Origin of the sequence: Clostridium coskatii (assembly GCF_001675205.1) — a bacterium.
Lineage (GTDB): Bacteria > Bacillota > Clostridia > Clostridiales > Clostridiaceae > Clostridium_B > Clostridium_B ljungdahlii.
Genome location: NZ_LROR01000054.1, coordinates 27,759 through 43,333, shown reverse-complemented (window position 1 = coordinate 43,333; position 15,575 = coordinate 27,759). Strand labels below are relative to the sequence as shown.

Here is a 15,575-nt window from a genome sequence, read left to right as displayed (position 1 = left end):
AATAATTAATCCTCCTTATATTTATAAAAGCATACCGTAGTTTTTCCATATTTTCTATGATTCATTAAAACTATATTAATATTTCCTTGATATATTTCTTCACTGGTATCAATTTTAGTAACTATAATTCCATCTTTTTGCAGTAGGTTTTTACTTTCAATTATCTCTACAGCTGGTGGAATCATATCCTTTTTATAAGGTGGATCAATAAATATTATGTCGAACATCAAATTTTTTCTTGAAAGTTCCTGTAAGGCTTCATAAGAATCCTTATTAATAGTTTTACATATATTAGAAAATCCTAAATTCTCCACATTTTTGTCTAAAAAGTAAAAAGTGTCACTACTTCTGTCAACTAAATAACATTTTTCTGCGCCACGGCTTGCAGCTTCAAGTCCTAAGCTCCCTGTGCCTGCAAATACGTCTAATACTTTCGAACCATAGACTCTATTCTGAATTATATTAAACATGGCTTCCTTAACTCTATCTAAAGTAGGCCTCGTAATATTATACCCATTAGGAGACATTAATTTTCTTCCTCTGGCAAGACCTGCAATTATTCTCATAAATTTTCCTCCTACTTTATGTTTTTTACATACTATAGTCATTTTATAATATTTTAGCATATATTTTTATATTATTCAAAAATTATTTAAAATTCATAATGCATCCTACACAATTATTATGAATTGTACATTAATTCAGTTTTCATTATTCTCATATTAATTTAATTTATCCGATCGCTACCATTGCTAACACCCCCATCTTCTTCAAAGTGTGGGATAAGCACTGCTACGCGCCTGGATAAGTTCTTCTAAGGTTCAGATGGAGAAAAGGTATTCCTTATAAGCAAACTCCACCTGAACCTAAGAACCACTTGATTATGTGGTCAAATTAACAATTAATTAAAACTTATAAATTTTGAAGTTCTTTCTAAATTATTTAATATTTCTTCTTTTATTCTTATATCTTCCTCATCTCTACTTGCTAAAAGTCTTTTAGCTTCCCTATTAGCTTCTTTAAGTATATTTATATCCTCTACTAGATTAGAGAAAACAAGTTCATCTTCCCCGTGCTGCCTAAATCCAAAAATTTCTCCTGAACCCCTTATCTTCAGATCTTGCTCTGCAATAAAAAATCCATCATTACTGCTTCTCATTATCTCCATTCTTTTTCTTATTATGTCATTTTTAATATCTGCAATCAAAATGCAATATGATTTATAAGAGCCTCTTCCTACTCTTCCCCTCAACTGATGCAGCTGTGCAAGCCCAAATCTCTCTGCATTTTCTATTATCATAACCGTAGCATTTGGCACATTTATGCCTACTTCTATAACCGTAGTTGAAATTATAACTTTTATCTCGCCATTTTTAAATTTATTCATCTTTTCTTCTTTAAGTTTCGGCTGCATTTTTCCATACAGTATATCTATCTGTATGTTTTTAAAATATTTCTCTTTTAATTCCTCATATATATCTTCTACAGAACTTAAATCTAACTCCTCGTTTTCCTCTACAAGGGGACATACTACATATACTTGTCTTCCCCTCTTTATTTCCTCCAAAGCAAATTTATAAACTTTGTCTCTTGAATTTTTATCTCTGTAATAAGTATCTATCTTCTGCCTTCCTGGAGGAAGTTCATCTATAGTTGATACATTTAAATCACCATATAAATACAAACTCAAAGTTCTTGGAATAGGCGTAGCTGTCATAATAAGAGTATCTACATGATCTCCCTTATTTACAAGTTTACTTCTCTGCATCACTCCAAATCTATGCTGCTCATCTGTAACTACTATTCCTATATTTTTAAACTTCACATTATCTTCAATTAAAGCATGGGTTCCTATTATAATATCTATTTCACCCATTTTTAATTTTTCTTTTATTTCATCTTTATTTTTTGGGGTAACACTTCCACACAATAGTTCTATTTCTACGTCAAAACCCTCTAAAAGCTTCATAGCTTCTTCATAGTGCTGCTGTGCCAATATTTCGGTGGGGGCCATTAGAACTGCTTGATAACCGTTCTTTACTACATTAAAAATAGATATTAACGCCACTACAGTCTTCCCACTTCCTACATCTCCTTGCAGCAGCCTATTCATAGGAACCTCTCTTTTTTCATCTATAAGTATTTCTCTTATAACTTTATTTTGAGCTTTTGTAAGTTTATATGGTAATTTATTCTTTAGTTCTATTAACTCTGGAGCTATTTTAAAGGCTACCCCTTTTTTATTTTTCCCAAAATACTCTTTTAACATCAAAATTTTTAGAGAGTAAGTAAAAAGTTCCTGAAATTTAAGTCTCTTTTTCCCTTCTCTCAATTCTCTAAAATTAACTGGATTATGTATTATCCTTATAGCTTTATCCAAACTACAGAACTTATATTTTGTAATTATCCACTTAGGTAAATTTTCATCTATACTCACTTTAGTAAGTACATAAGATATAAGTTTTATAAATGTATTGTTAGTTATTCCTGACTTTAAAGGGTATATAGGAAGTATTTTTTCTTCAATTTTGCTATTTGAATTAATATTTACCACTTTAGGATTTGTTATAACACTGTTTCCTCTGTAATGCTGGATTTTACCTGCTATTCTATATTCAGCATCTATCTTAAACTTCTTTTTCACATAAGGTTGATTAAACCATTTTGCCTTAAAAAGTCCATTTCTATTTTCAAAAACAATTGTAGAGATTATTTTACCAGTCCTAGTCCTTATATCTCTTTCTATCGAATTAACCTTACAATCTATCATGACCTTTCCTTCTGTGTTCCCTTTTAAATCACTGCAGCTAGAAATAATATCATAATCTCTTGGAAAATATAAGAGCAAGTCAAGTATGTTGAATATACAACATCTGTTTAAGTTTTTACAAGTTACCTTACCTACTCCTTTTAAAGATCCGATATCCTCACTTAGCTTCACAAACTCTCACCTGCCTTCTTATTAAACAGAGTTCTAAGCATCAGATGGAGTTTTAACTCCACCTGATGCTTAGAAACAGTATTCTTAGTGCTTCAGCACTTAGAATACGTTATCCTTTAGGGAAAATCATTATCCAGGGACGTAGCTACTCTTTACTCCTACTTGGAGAAAAGCAGATATCCCAAATCTTTGATTTGGTGATAGTCGCTTTCACAGAGTGCGTGGAAGTATTAAAGCAGGTAGTCATCGGATAAATACCAAAAATAAAAAAAGCTTTACGCTTTTTTTATTCAACAGAAACTATAAAATAGTATAAAGGCTGTTTTCCACTATAACATTGTACGTCCATTTCAGTATACTTCTTCTCAATTTCTTCTACAAAATGCTTTACTTTTTCTTCTTCACAATCTATACCATAATATATACTTATAAGTTCACTATCTTCTTTTATCATATGGTTTAAAAGCTCGCCACAAACTTCAAAAATGTCCTTTCCAACTTGCTCTATCTTTCCATCAATAAGCCCTAATATATCTCCCTTTTTTATGCTTATATCATCTATTTCTGTATCTCTAACCGCATAGGTCACAGAACCAGTAGTCACTGTAGTTAGTGCCCTTTCCATAGTACTTATATTTTCATCTATATCCATATCTGAATTAAATGATGTTATTGCCGTAATACCTTGTGGTATTGTCTTACTAGGCACAATCTTTACATTTTTATTGGATATTTCTTTTGCCTGATTAGCAGACATAATTATATTTTTATTATTAGTCAATATAATTATATTTTTAGCATTTACTTTATTTATACAATTCAATATATCTTCAGTACTGGGATTCATGGTCTGTCCGCCTTCTATTACGTAATCTACTCCCAAGTCCTCAAATATACTCTTAATTCCATCTCCCATAGCTACTGAAATAAGTGCATACTTTTGTGACTCAGTTTTTTCTTCATAACTAAGTTTCTCACTATCATAAGCCTTATCTTCATCAGAATTTTCCTCAAAATTTTCTATACTTAAAAGATGTCTGTGCTGTTCTCTCATATTATCTACTTTTATTTTTGACAGTTCCCCTAGCTTAATTGCCTCTGAAAGAATCCATCCTGGATCATTTGTGTGAATGTGCACCTTAATTATATCTTCATCATCCACCACTACCATAGAATCTCCCATGGTCTCTAACTTTTTCTTAAATTCATTTATACAAGTTCCTTTAGAATGGATAAAGAATTCTGTGCAATATCCATATTTTATATCCTGCTGTCCTAAATCTTTAACTGCAGATTTAACTTCTTTATCGTGAGCCTCTTCTACAACTACATTTTCCTTACCATCCCTTAAAACTTCCTGCATTCCTTGAAGTATTATTAGAAGGCCCATTCCACCTGCATCTACTACTTTTGCTTTTTTTAGAACAGGAAGCATGTCAGGCGTTTTATTCAATATAGTTCTACTATAACTACATACATCTTGAAGTAACTCAGTTATATCCTCTTTACTGGACTTAACAGCACTTTCGCCAGCAGCTCTTATAACAGTTAATATGGTCCCTTCTGTAGGACGCATAACAGCTTTATAAGCAGATTTTGCTCCCTCTTGTAAGCTATTTGCAAATTCTTCTGAATTTACCTGCTTTTTTCCCTGAAGACCTTTTGCTATTCCTCTAAATATCTGAGACAGTATTACCCCTGAATTTCCTCTTGCCCCCATAAGCGCACCTCTTGCTAATTGTTTAGAGATACTTTCTATAGAGCTATCTTTAGAATTACTTACCTCAAGTACTGCACTTTTAAAGGTCATAGACATATTAGTTCCCGTATCACCATCGGGAACAGGAAACACATTTAATGAGTTAACAAAATCTTTTTGATTCTCGAGTTTATTGCTAGCATTTACAACCATGTTGTAAAAGTGATGTCCATCTATATTTAAGTATTCCATTTTTACGAATTACCTCCCTAGACTCTAACACCTTGAACATTTACTGTAATAGTTGATACTTTGAGTCCTGTGTAGTTTTCTACATTATACTTTATCCTCTGTATTATACTATTTGAAATCACTGATATTTTTGTTCCATATTCCACTATTATATATAGTTCTATTATAAGTTCATTATTTTGAGAACGAACCCTTACTCCTTTATTAAAACTTCCACCTTTTATTAATTCCCAAAAGCCATCTTTTGCGTTTTTGGAAGCCATACCCACTACTCCATAGCATTCCATAGTTGATAACCCAACTATGTTTGCAACTACTTCTTCCGAATAGTCAATATACCCATTTTCTCCGGCAATACTAGCTATCATACAAAAACCTCCCTACTAAAGTATTATATTCTATAATACCATAAACATATTTTATATTAAATAAAACATTTATTCAAGGAAATATTAGCTCTATGAAAAAGGACATTTACTTAAATTTTACTATTTACTTGCACTTATTATGCTTTCTGTGATAAAATAAGTGGTGTTTGAATTTTAGAGGACTCATAAGGAGGTGTTTTTAATGTCAAAGAAGTGTGAAATATGTGGAAAAGGTGTAGTATTTGGAGTACAATACAGCCACTCCCACCGTCAATCTAAAAGGACTTGGACTCCAAACGTAAGAAAAGTTAAAGCTATAGTTAATGGAACACCAAAAACTATACATGTTTGTTCAAGATGCCTTCGTTCAGGAAAGGTTCAGCGTGCTATATAAAAAATAAAAATGCAGTTGTTTATATACAATTGCATTTTTGTTTTTAAGTACTTATTTTTTTTTAGTGAAAAATTTTATAATTGCAGATAGAACTCCTGGAAGCTTAAATGCAATAATTTTCATTAAACTACCCCCTTATCTATGATAACTTATTAAATACCATCCACAATAAATTAGTCCCATGCCTGCAGCTATTATCCAGCCCCATATTGGGATAATAACTGTCATTAAAAATCCAACACCTATAGATAAAGCTATTAATCCTATTTTTTTCTTTGTTCTTCTTCTAATACAGCTTTTCTTTTTCACGTTATTATCCCTTAAAAATTGCTTTATACTATTATATGCATAATACCTTCATATCGTTACTACTTTTTATAATTACAAACTTTTAACCATCTATACTATTAAAAGTTTGTCTTATTGTCTGTTCAATCCTTACTGTGCATACACAAAAGCATACCGCTATCAAACACTATACGGGCTTCCTCTTCAATAAATTCATTAGATACTGTCCTTGCATCACCTAAAGCCAAATCATAATTACTTAACTTATATCTAGCACCTATTATATTTAAATTTTTGACTACATTGCAGTAGGCATGGAGGGAAAAGGTCTCTCCAGGATATCCTTTTATTGTCGTTGTCTTGCATAATAATTCAATAATATTATGTTCATCCTTTATATATGCCTTCACTCCACTGCGGTTACATTTTAAAAGCATACCTAAGTTGGCTAAAACATGGTCTATCCTGCTTCCAGTACATGCAAGCATTACTATCTGGTCTACTTTTAATTCCAGGGACTTTTCTACTGCAATTTCAGTATCCGTAAAATCCTTAGCCCTAGGATATGTATCTATAGAACATTTTTTACTTTTAAAAAACGTTAAAACATTCTTGTCTATAGAGTCAAAATCTCCAATTAAATAATCCGGTATAATTTTATACTCATAGAGACAATTTGCCCCTCCATCTGCACAAATCAAAATAGAATCTTCATCAATTTCCTCTTCAATTAATTTTCTAGATGGAGCACTGCCCCCAGATACTATGATTGCTTTCATTTTAAATTTCCCCTCTTAATAATCTTATGTTCTCTTCTATATTTCCACCCTTAAATACAGCAGAACCCGCTACTATTACATTAGCACCGCTATCTACTATTTTTGCTATATTGCCCTTTGAAACACCGCCGTCTACCTCTATCATTAAATTTTTGTTACATTTACTGCTTAATTCTTTTATGTACTTAAGTTTATCAGAACAATACTCTATATATTTTTGTCCTCCAAATCCTGGATTTACAGACATTATGAGAACCATGTCTAAATAAGGTATTAAGTACTTTATATTATCTACTAAGGTAGCTGGATTCAGTGCAACTGCAACTTTTACCCCAAAACTTTTTATATAATTTATAGTCCTATCTATATGCCTATCCGCCTCGAAATGAACTGTTATAATATCTGCTCCTGCTTTTACAAAATCCTCCACATATCTTGAAGGTTCTTCTATCATTAAATGTACGTCAAAAGGTAACTTTGTAAGAGGCCTTATGCTTTTAATAATAGGTACTCCAAAAGATATATTTGGTACAAAATTTCCATCCATTACGTCTATATGAATTAAATCGGCCCCATATTTGTCCAGACTTTTTATATCTTCCCCTAATTTTGAAAAATCTGCAGATAATATTGAAGGTGCTATTCTTATCATATGTTTCTCTCTCCTTAATCTATACTGCTATATGAGCAGCTCAATACTTTTTTTTACTTATAATTTCATTTAAAACCTTAATGTAAAACTCATATCTTTTTCTATCTATTTTGCCATCTTCAACAGAAGCTTTAATAGCACAATTCGGTTCTTTATAATGAAAACAACCTGTAAATTTACATTTCCCTATAAGGTCAGTAAACTCTGGAAAACAATACTGAAGTTTTTCCTCTGATATATCAGATATATCCAGAGAGGAAAATCCCGGAGTATCCACTATAAGCCCTTCTTCCAATTCTATTAGCTCACTATGTCTTGTAGTGTGTTTTCCTCTCTTCAATTTTTGACTTATCTCACCCGTTTCCATAATCTCTTTTCCTGAAATGGCATTTAAAATAGTAGATTTTCCAACTCCTGATGGACCACACAATACCGTAATATTTCCTTTAAGCTTTTCTTTAATTTTATCAATTCCACAATTCTCTTTTGCCGTTAAAAATATTACGTCATAGCCTATTTTTTTCATAGTATTGGCTATATCGGATTTTTCCTTTTCTTCTGCTAAATCCAGCTTATTAAAGCAAACTACTATTTTCAAATTATTCAATTCACAGCTTATAAGAAATCTATTTAATAGATCTTCATTTATTTCAGGACGGTTAAATGCAAAAACTACCAGTGCCTGGGTTACATTAGCTACAGCAGGTCTCTTCAATTTAGTTTTTCTAGGATAGATTCTATTAATAACTCCCTGCTCTTTTTCTAGTGCAATATCAACTTTATCTCCTACCATAGGGGAAAGTGAATTATGCCTAAACTTTCCCCTTGCCTTACATTCAATTACCCCATTATCTGTTTTTATATAATAAAATCCTCCTATACCCTTAACTATAGTTCCCTGCATAAATTCCTCCTAATTTGTTTTATCTGAATTTCCTGTACCACCCGTATTTGTATTTCCATTGTTTCCTGTACCTCCATCAGAAGAAGAACTGCCTGTGCCGCTTCCATTATCAGATTTACTTCCGCTAGACCCGCTTCCGCTTCCTGTATCGCTTCCATCCTTACTTTGTCCGCTGTTTCCAGTGCTTTTTCCTCCAGTTGGGGTTCCTAAATTACTACTTTGATCATTTTGAGTTTCTTTATATTCATAATAAGTTAAGCTTACCGTAGTACCTTCTTTAACTTGCTGTGATCCTCCTATGCTTTGGCTTGTTACAACTCCACTCTGAGATTTATCTGAAGTAGCTACTGGATTTCTAGAAACCTTAAGTCCTGAACCTGCCATTATAGAAGCTGCTTCTTCTATGTTTTTGCCTGAAACATCTGGTACTGTTACATATTTTGCATCTGCTCCCTTACTTACCACAAGATTTACTTTTGTACCATTTTGAGCTTTACTATCTGCTGTAGGATCTTGGCTTATAACATCTCCTTCTGCTACATCGTCACTGTGTCTGTAAGATACATTTCCCAAAGTGAGCCCACTGTTTGATATAATATCCTTTGCAGTAGCAAAATCTACTCCAACTAAATTTGGAACAGTCAGTGAATCAGATCCACTGCTTATAATTACCCTTACATCTGAGTTTGATTTTACCTTTGTTCCTGATTTAGGAAAACAATCTATTACTGTTCCTTCTGGTTTGTCACTTTTTTCTTTGCCACCTATTACAAAATTAAGCTTTTTGCTTTCTACTAACTGTTTGGCATCATCCTGTTTCATGCCTACAATACTCGGCACAGTTATGTCTCCGCTGCTATATACCTTGTTATACCAAATATATCCTGAAATTATACCTATTACAACTACAAGAACACCTATTGCGGTGGTCAATATTCTCTTTTTCTTTTTAGGGTCTAAGTTTAATTTAACTGGTTTTCTTGCTGGCTCTACTTCATCATCATAATCGTCCTCATTTTTATAAGCATTGTTTACATCTACAGGATCCATTATCCTAGTCATATCACCACTTAAGTCATCATCTGACAAATTGATTTTTTGATTATTTTCTATCTTTTTCAAATCCACTAACATATCTTCCATTGTCTGATATCTTCTTATAGGCTCTTTTTCCACAGCTTTCAGAATAAGTCTATTTAAACTATCTGGTATATTTTCATTTAACTGATTTGGTGGAACTACAGGTTCTTGTATATGTTTTAGTGCTATTGATACAGGACTTTCTGCATCATAGGGAACACGTCCTGTAACCATTTCATACATAACTATGCCAAGGGAGTAAATATCTGTTCTAAAGTCTACAAAGCTTCCTTTTGCTTGTTCTGGGGAAAAGTAGTGTGCAGAACCCATTATCTTATTAGAATTAGTTATTGTAACTGAATCCGAGGCTTTGGCTATACCAAAGTCCGTTACTTTTACTATACCATCTTCTGTCACAAGAATATTATGAGGTTTTATATCTCTATGTATAATATTATTCTTATGGGCACATTTCAAAGCTTTAGCTATTTGAATAGCTACTTCTACTGCCCTTGCAGGAGGTATTTTCTTTTCTTCTTTTATTACTTGTTTTAAAGTCTTTCCAATAACACATTCCATTACTATGTAGTTTATATCCTTCTGTGTACCTACATCATATATGTTCACTATATTATTATCTGAAAGACTTGCTGCTGCTGCTGCTTCCCTTTTAAATTTCTCTACAAATTCTCCATCACTTGAAAATTCTTCTTTGAGAATTTTAACAGCTACGTTTCTGCTCAAGAGGTGGTCTTTGGCCCTATAAACAATAGCCATACCTCCCTCTCCTATTTTTTCAAGCAACTCATATCTATTCCCTAGCATAGTCCCTATCATTTTTTACACTCTCCTTCAAATACAATAACTGATATATTATCCTTTCCACCTCTAAGCTTACTTAGTTCTATTAGCTGCTTGCAAGCATCTTCGTTATTGTTATTCATTATTATATCATACATTTCGTTCATATTTACTCCATTAGATAGCCCGTCAGTACACATTATTACTCTATTTACATCTTCTAAATTTACTTTAAATATATCTACTTTTACAGACTTATTAGTTCCAAGCGCTCTTGTTATTATATTTTTGTTAGGATGAATTGCAGCTTCTTCTTCAGTTATACTACCTTCATCCACCAGTTGTTGTACTAAAGAGTGATCTTTAGTCACTTTTGTTATACCATCATATTTTACAACATAGCAACTACTATCCCCTACATTTGCTACTATCATATCTTTATCTTTTACAAGGCAGACTGTTATAGTTGTCCCCATTCCACCAAATTGACTGTTGCTAATAGAAAGTTCATAAATTTTATCATTTGCTACACTTACAGCTTTTAATAAATCTTCCTCCATATTTGATGTTTCATTTGATTTCATGTAAGAAATGGTTGTTTCCACAGCAATCTTGCTGGCTACCTCTCCTGCATTGTGTCCACCCATTCCATCTGCTATTACATATAAGTTAAAATTTTTACCATTATAGAAATCTACAAAATCTTCATTTAGCTTTCTTACCTTACCTACATCTGATAAGATCCCCACCATTTTCTACACCCTCTCTATAACTTTTTCGATTTTAAATAACTTCTCCTCAATTGTCCGCAAGCAGCGTCTATGTCTGAACCCATTTCTCTTCTTATAGTAGTCTCTATTTTATTCTTAATCAACCTATGGTAAAATTTCTTTACATCATCAGAAGAAGATTTTTTTAAGTTATTTTCCTTAACTTCATTGACTGGTATTAAATTAACATGGCACAATAATCCACTTATAAGTTCAGTTAATTCATCACAACATTTTAAACTGTCATTTACTCCACTTACCAAAGCGTATTCAAAAGATACCCTTTTACCCGTCTTTTCTATATAATACTTACATGCATCTATTACATCTTTTATGGAATATTTATTTGCAATAGGCATTATTTTTTTTCTCATAACGTCATTTGGAGCATGTAGTGATATGGCCAAAGTTATCTGAAGATCCCTATCTGCTAAATCCTTTATCTTAGGTACTATACCACAAGTTGACAAGGTTATATGTCTTTGGCCTATGTTGAAACTGTACTCAGAATTTACTATTTTTAAAAACTTCAACACATTTTCATAATTATCTAGGGGTTCCCCACTTCCCATAAGCACTATATTGGATATCCTCTCTCCTATTTCATTCTGGGATTTTAAAATTTGGCCTAACATTTCTCCTGCTGTCAAGTTTCTAACCATTCCATCTATTGTAGATGCACAAAACTTACATCCCATCCTACATCCTACTTGAGTTGAAATACATATGGAATTACCATGTTTATATTTCATAACTACAGTTTCCACCATATTTCCATCTTTATATTCATATAAAAATTTAAAAGTATCTTTAAATTTTGACTCACATTTTTTAACTAATTCAGTAGTACCTATGTAAAAATTTGTTTTTAACTTTTTTAGTAACTTCTTAGGTATATTGGTCATATTATCAAAATCGCATTGACCATTTTTATATATCCAGTCCATTATCTGTTTTGCTCTGAATTCACTTTCACAATTGTCTCTCATCCAACTTTTCAATTCTTCCATATCAAAGTCAAGAATATTATCCATATATTGCACCTACCTATGTTTTATCATTTTTGCAATAAAAAATCCATCCATATTATCATCGGGCAATATAGTTATATATCCCTCTTTATGATAAATTATGTTGTCAAAATCACCACAATAAATTTTTTCTAATTTATACTGGGGATTTTCTCTAATAAACCAATTTATGTTATCTTCATTTTCACTTTTATTTAAGGTACAAGTAGAATATATAAGTTTTCCACCATCTTTTACATATCTTGAAGCATTTAACATGATTTTTCTCTGCACATTTATAAGGCTATTTAAAGACTTCATACTTTTGTTCCATTTAATTTCAGGTTTCTTTCTTACTATTCCTAGTCCTGAGCATGGCACATCTATTAGCACTCTATCTGCTGTAGCTTCAAACTGTTCTACATATTTTTCCGCATCTAACTTATTACATTTTATGTTTTTAATATCCATTCTATTTGCGTTTTCTTCTACAAATCTTAATTTATTCTCATGTAAATCATAGGCATATATTACTCCTGTATTTTTCATAAGTTCTGCCATATGGCAGGACTTTCCTCCAGGTGCACTGCACATATCAAGTATGGTCATATTTTCTTCCGGGTCTACAATATGTGCTACAAGCATGGCACTTTCATCCTGTGCTGTTATATATCCTTTTTTAAAAAGTGGATTTTCCTCTATATTGCTGCCTCTATTTATTACTACAGCTTCCTTGCATATTTTACCTTTTTGTATGTCATATCCATTTTTTAAAAGTTCATCCCAAACACTTTTATAATCAATTTTTAATCCATTAACTCTAACTGTAACTTTGGGTATGTAATTAAGTGATTGTAATATACTCTCACCTACAGCTTCTCCATATTGATGAATAAAAAGCAAAGTCATCCACCTTGGAAATGAATATTTAAAACACAAGTTATCTATTTTATTGTCATTATGTTCACAGTGCAAATTATCTTTATTTCTCAAGTAATTTCTTAAGACTCCATTGACTAATTTTGAGAGCCCCTTTGACTTTTTTTTCGAAAGTTCTACGGCTTCATTTACTACTGCAAACTCAGGTATTTTATCTAGGTACCTGAGTTGATATATAGAAATTCTCAGTATATTTACTATATCTATATTCATCTTCTTTAAACTACTTTTTATGAAATCATCTAGTATAGTGTCAATAGTATACATATATTTTAAAGTACCATATACTATTTCAGTAACTAAAGCCTTATCCTTTTTGTTTAAATTATTCTTATTTAAATACGTATTTAAAACTTTATTAGAATATGCATTACTTTCCAATACCTCATTAAGTATTTCTACAGCTGTACTTCTTGCTCCATTCATCTTTTTACCTCTAACTTAAGACATTTTCAAAGAAATAACCAGTCAGTACACTAGCCTATTTTCTTTAAAATGTCTAAAATATATATTTTAATCTCTGTCCCTACTTATATATATAAGTCTTAATAAATTAGCTATAGCCGTTAACGCTGCAGCTACATAAGTCATTGCAGCAGCACTTAAAACAGATCTAGCTCCAACTAACTCATCGGAATATAATATATTTCTTCTTTCTAATATTTTTAATGCTCTACTTGACGCATTGAATTCTACTGGAAGAGTTATTATCTGAAACAAAACTACTAAAGTAAATAAAATTATACCTATATTCACAAGTCCCTTAATTCCTAAAATAATTCCTGCTAAAAATAGTATCCAGGACGCACTAGAACCAAAGTTAACTGCAGGTACAATGGAATTTCTTATAATAAGTGGTACATACCCGTTTTTGTGCTGAATTGCGTGCCCTGTTTCATGAGCTGCAACCCCAATTGACGCCACAGAATTTCCATAATAAACTTCTTCTGAAAGTCTCATAACTCTTTTTGAAGGATCATAGTGATCACTGAGTTTTCCTGGTATCAGCTCTACTGGTACATCATATAAACCACTGCCATCTAAAAGCATCCTAGCTACCTGAGCACCTGTATATCCATTTTGACTTCTATATCTTGAATATTTATTAAAAGTGGACGATACTTTATACTGTGCCCAAGCTGCTACTAAAATCGCAGGAATGAGTATAATAAAACTGCTGTCAAAGAAAAACATAGGTTAACCACCTCCACAAATTACTTTTTTAATACAATGTTTTTTTCTATAGAATGTCCTTTTATATATTCACTTACATTCATGGGTTTTCTTCCAGGAAATTGTATTTTTTTTATGAGTACAGTGCCATTTCCACAGGCAACTTTAATTCCATTTTTGGATACATCTATTATACAGCCTGGTTCCTCACCACAACTTTCATCCAAGCACTCCACCTCATATATTTTCATATTATCATTCTTATATTGAGTATATGCAATAGGCCATGGATTTAAACCTCTTACAAAATTTTTTATGTCTTTACAATTTAAATTCCAATTTATCTTTGCCATACTCTTATTCAACATTCCAGCATACTCAGTTGTAGTTTCTCCCTGTTTTTTTCTTACAATATCACCTTTTTCCAGTCCTTTTAATGTTTTGACCAATAGTTCTGCTCCATCTTCCATAAGCACATCGTGGAGTTCACCAGCTGTCATATTATCTGCAATTTTAACATTGCTGCTTAAAAGCATATCTCCTGTATCAAGCCCTGTATCCATAAACATAGTAGTATTTCCACTTTCACTTTCTCCATTTATAATACACCAGTTTATAGGTGCTGCTCCCCTATATTTAGGTAAAAGTGAAGCATGAAGATTTATGCATCCATACTTAGGTATATCCAGAACTTGTTTTGTAAGTATCTGTCCATAGGCAACTACCACTATGAAATCTGGTCTTATCTTTGTTAAAGCAGAAATTGCCTCTGCATCATTTTTTAACTTAAGGGGTTGATATATTGGAATATCGTGTTTAAGAGCCTCTTCTTTAACTTCGGAAAAAGATAACTTTTTACCTCTTCCCTTTGGTTTATCTGGTTGAGTAAATACAGCTTCAACATTAAATTCCTCTATTAATCTTTTTAAAGATGGCACCGAAAATTCAGGTGTTCCCATAAAAACTATATTCATTACTTAGTTACCTCACCTTTTTTTATGATTTTATCTATGAAGAGTATGCCATTTAAATGGTCTATTTCATGGCAAAGTGCTCTGGCAAGCAAATCCTCACCTTCTATTACAATCTCTTCACCTTTCTCATTTAATGCTTTTACCTTTACTTTCTTTGGCCTTTCAACCTCCCCTTCACTTCCGGGTATACTCAAGCATCCTTCTATATCTACGGCTTTACCCTCAGAATATGTAATTTCTGGATTCACTAGTTTTAAAATCCCTTCTCCAACATCTATAACTATAACTCTCTTTAAAACACCCACTTGAGGTGCTGCAAGTCCTACACCATCTTCTTCATAAAGGGTTTCCTCCATGTCATCTAACAGTACATGGATTCTTTCATTTATTTCCTCTACTTTCCTACTTTTTTTTCTTAATATACTATCTCCATATTTTCTGACAGTTCTCAAAGCCATATTATTTGCCGTTTCAATGAAATCTAATATATATTGATAGATTTTTTACGGCTTATTCAACTCCTTCCTGTTTCATATTGATAATTGCGTCTA

Annotated in this window: 16 protein-coding genes; 1 reads left to right on the top strand and 15 read right to left on the bottom strand. The window is 32.1% G+C overall.

Features of this window, described 5'->3' with window-relative positions:
• Positions 1–5 precede the first annotated feature (5 nt).
• The 4 genes from rsmD to CLCOS_RS12690 form a co-directional block, all read right to left on the bottom strand.
• Complete coding sequence (rsmD, locus tag CLCOS_RS12705) at positions 6–566, bottom strand: 16S rRNA (guanine(966)-N(2))-methyltransferase RsmD (protein WP_063600184.1); 561 nt, start codon at positions 564–566, stop codon at positions 6–8.
• A gap of 335 nt (positions 567–901) precedes the next feature.
• The gene (recG, locus tag CLCOS_RS12700) at positions 902–2,941 is read right to left on the bottom strand and encodes an ATP-dependent DNA helicase RecG (protein ID WP_063600183.1); all 2,040 of its coding nucleotides are present in this window, start codon (positions 2,939–2,941) and stop codon (positions 902–904) included.
• 286 nt (positions 2,942–3,227) lie between these two features.
• Entirely contained in the window at positions 3,228–4,892 is a 1,665-nt protein-coding gene (locus CLCOS_RS12695; RefSeq protein ID WP_063600182.1) for a DAK2 domain-containing protein, read from the bottom strand.
• 17 nt (positions 4,893–4,909) lie between these two features.
• The gene (locus CLCOS_RS12690; RefSeq protein WP_013237933.1) at positions 4,910–5,260 is read right to left on the bottom strand and encodes an Asp23/Gls24 family envelope stress response protein; all 351 of its coding nucleotides are present in this window, start codon (positions 5,258–5,260) and stop codon (positions 4,910–4,912) included.
• Between the two features lie 202 nt (positions 5,261–5,462).
• Between CLCOS_RS12690 and rpmB the strand changes: the two genes are divergently transcribed.
• Positions 5,463–5,654, top strand: coding sequence for a 50S ribosomal protein L28 (gene rpmB, locus CLCOS_RS12685; protein WP_013237932.1), 192 nt, complete (start codon positions 5,463–5,465; stop codon positions 5,652–5,654).
• A 135-nt stretch (positions 5,655–5,789) separates the two neighbouring features.
• On the opposite strand, the gene CLCOS_RS22490 is transcribed toward rpmB, so the two are convergent.
• The 11 genes from CLCOS_RS22490 to def all read right to left on the bottom strand — a co-directional run bounded on the left by CLCOS_RS22490 (position 5,790) and on the right by def (position 15,482).
• A complete protein-coding gene (locus CLCOS_RS22490) occupies positions 5,790–5,963 on the bottom strand; it encodes a hypothetical protein (protein ID WP_013237931.1) in 174 nt (57 codons plus the stop codon).
• A 122-nt stretch (positions 5,964–6,085) separates the two neighbouring features.
• Positions 6,086–6,721: a thiamine diphosphokinase gene (locus tag CLCOS_RS12680; RefSeq protein ID WP_023163106.1), complete on the bottom strand. Its 636-nt coding sequence runs from the start codon at positions 6,719–6,721 to the stop codon at positions 6,086–6,088.
• A gap of 1 nt (position 6,722) precedes the next feature.
• The gene (gene rpe / locus CLCOS_RS12675; protein ID WP_063600181.1) at positions 6,723–7,373 is read right to left on the bottom strand and encodes a ribulose-phosphate 3-epimerase; all 651 of its coding nucleotides are present in this window, start codon (positions 7,371–7,373) and stop codon (positions 6,723–6,725) included.
• A 40-nt stretch (positions 7,374–7,413) separates the two neighbouring features.
• A complete protein-coding gene (rsgA, locus tag CLCOS_RS12670) occupies positions 7,414–8,277 on the bottom strand; it encodes a ribosome small subunit-dependent GTPase A (RefSeq protein WP_023163105.1) in 864 nt (287 codons plus the stop codon).
• 9 nt (positions 8,278–8,286) lie between these two features.
• Positions 8,287–10,194, bottom strand: coding sequence for a Stk1 family PASTA domain-containing Ser/Thr kinase (gene pknB / locus CLCOS_RS12665; RefSeq protein ID WP_063600180.1), 1,908 nt, complete (start codon positions 10,192–10,194; stop codon positions 8,287–8,289).
• Entirely contained in the window at positions 10,191–10,910 is a 720-nt protein-coding gene (locus CLCOS_RS12660; protein WP_013237926.1) for a Stp1/IreP family PP2C-type Ser/Thr phosphatase, read from the bottom strand. Before CLCOS_RS12660 ends, pknB begins: the two co-directional genes overlap by 4 nt.
• A 14-nt stretch (positions 10,911–10,924) precedes the next feature.
• Positions 10,925–11,962: a 23S rRNA (adenine(2503)-C(2))-methyltransferase RlmN gene (gene rlmN, locus CLCOS_RS12655; RefSeq protein ID WP_063600179.1), complete on the bottom strand. Its 1,038-nt coding sequence runs from the start codon at positions 11,960–11,962 to the stop codon at positions 10,925–10,927.
• Positions 11,963–11,971: 9 nt separating this feature from the next.
• Positions 11,972–13,303 carry a 16S rRNA (cytosine(967)-C(5))-methyltransferase RsmB gene (rsmB, locus tag CLCOS_RS12650; protein WP_063600178.1) on the bottom strand — a complete coding sequence of 444 codons (1,332 nt, stop codon included), beginning with the start codon at positions 13,301–13,303 and terminating at the stop codon, positions 11,972–11,974.
• 87 nt (positions 13,304–13,390) lie between these two features.
• A complete protein-coding gene (locus tag CLCOS_RS12645; RefSeq protein WP_013237923.1) occupies positions 13,391–14,071 on the bottom strand; it encodes a zinc metallopeptidase in 681 nt (226 codons plus the stop codon).
• A 20-nt stretch (positions 14,072–14,091) separates the two neighbouring features.
• Positions 14,092–15,024 (bottom strand): methionyl-tRNA formyltransferase, encoded by a 933-nt coding sequence (gene fmt / locus CLCOS_RS12640; RefSeq protein WP_063600177.1) that lies wholly within the window; start codon positions 15,022–15,024, stop codon positions 14,092–14,094.
• On the bottom strand, positions 15,024–15,482 hold the full coding sequence (def, locus tag CLCOS_RS12635) for a peptide deformylase (protein WP_013237921.1): 459 nt from the start codon (positions 15,480–15,482) through the stop codon (positions 15,024–15,026). The genes fmt and def overlap by 1 nt, the downstream gene beginning before the upstream one ends.
• Positions 15,483–15,575 lie beyond the last annotated feature (93 nt).

Excerpts from the sequence above, each read along its gene's own strand:
- pknB (WP_063600180.1), bottom strand. The coding sequence starts at position 10,194 with ATGATAGGGACTATGCTAGGGAATAGATATGAGTTGCTTGAAAAAATA.
- rpe (WP_063600181.1), bottom strand. The coding sequence starts at position 7,373 with ATGATAAGAATAGCACCTTCAATATTATCTGCAGATTTTTCAAAATTA.
- CLCOS_RS12680 (WP_023163106.1), bottom strand. The coding sequence starts at position 6,721 with ATGAAAGCAATCATAGTATCTGGGGGCAGTGCTCCATCTAGAAAATTA.
- def (WP_013237921.1), bottom strand. The coding sequence starts at position 15,482 with ATGGCTTTGAGAACTGTCAGAAAATATGGAGATAGTATATTAAGAAAA.
- rsmD (WP_063600184.1), bottom strand. The coding sequence starts at position 566 with ATGAGAATAATTGCAGGTCTTGCCAGAGGAAGAAAATTAATGTCTCCT.
- CLCOS_RS12645 (WP_013237923.1), bottom strand. The coding sequence starts at position 14,071 with ATGTTTTTCTTTGACAGCAGTTTTATTATACTCATTCCTGCGATTTTA.
- fmt (WP_063600177.1), bottom strand. The coding sequence starts at position 15,024 with ATGAATATAGTTTTTATGGGAACACCTGAATTTTCGGTGCCATCTTTA.
- CLCOS_RS12695 (WP_063600182.1), bottom strand. The coding sequence starts at position 4,892 with ATGGAATACTTAAATATAGATGGACATCACTTTTACAACATGGTTGTA.
- rlmN (WP_063600179.1), bottom strand. The coding sequence starts at position 11,962 with ATGGATAATATTCTTGACTTTGATATGGAAGAATTGAAAAGTTGGATG.
- CLCOS_RS12690 (WP_013237933.1), bottom strand. The coding sequence starts at position 5,260 with ATGATAGCTAGTATTGCCGGAGAAAATGGGTATATTGACTATTCGGAA.
- rsgA (WP_023163105.1), bottom strand. The coding sequence starts at position 8,277 with ATGCAGGGAACTATAGTTAAGGGTATAGGAGGATTTTATTATATAAAA.
- CLCOS_RS12660 (WP_013237926.1), bottom strand. The coding sequence starts at position 10,910 with ATGGTGGGGATCTTATCAGATGTAGGTAAGGTAAGAAAGCTAAATGAA.
- rpmB (WP_013237932.1), top strand. The coding sequence starts at position 5,463 with ATGTCAAAGAAGTGTGAAATATGTGGAAAAGGTGTAGTATTTGGAGTA.
- rsmB (WP_063600178.1), bottom strand. The coding sequence starts at position 13,303 with ATGAATGGAGCAAGAAGTACAGCTGTAGAAATACTTAATGAGGTATTG.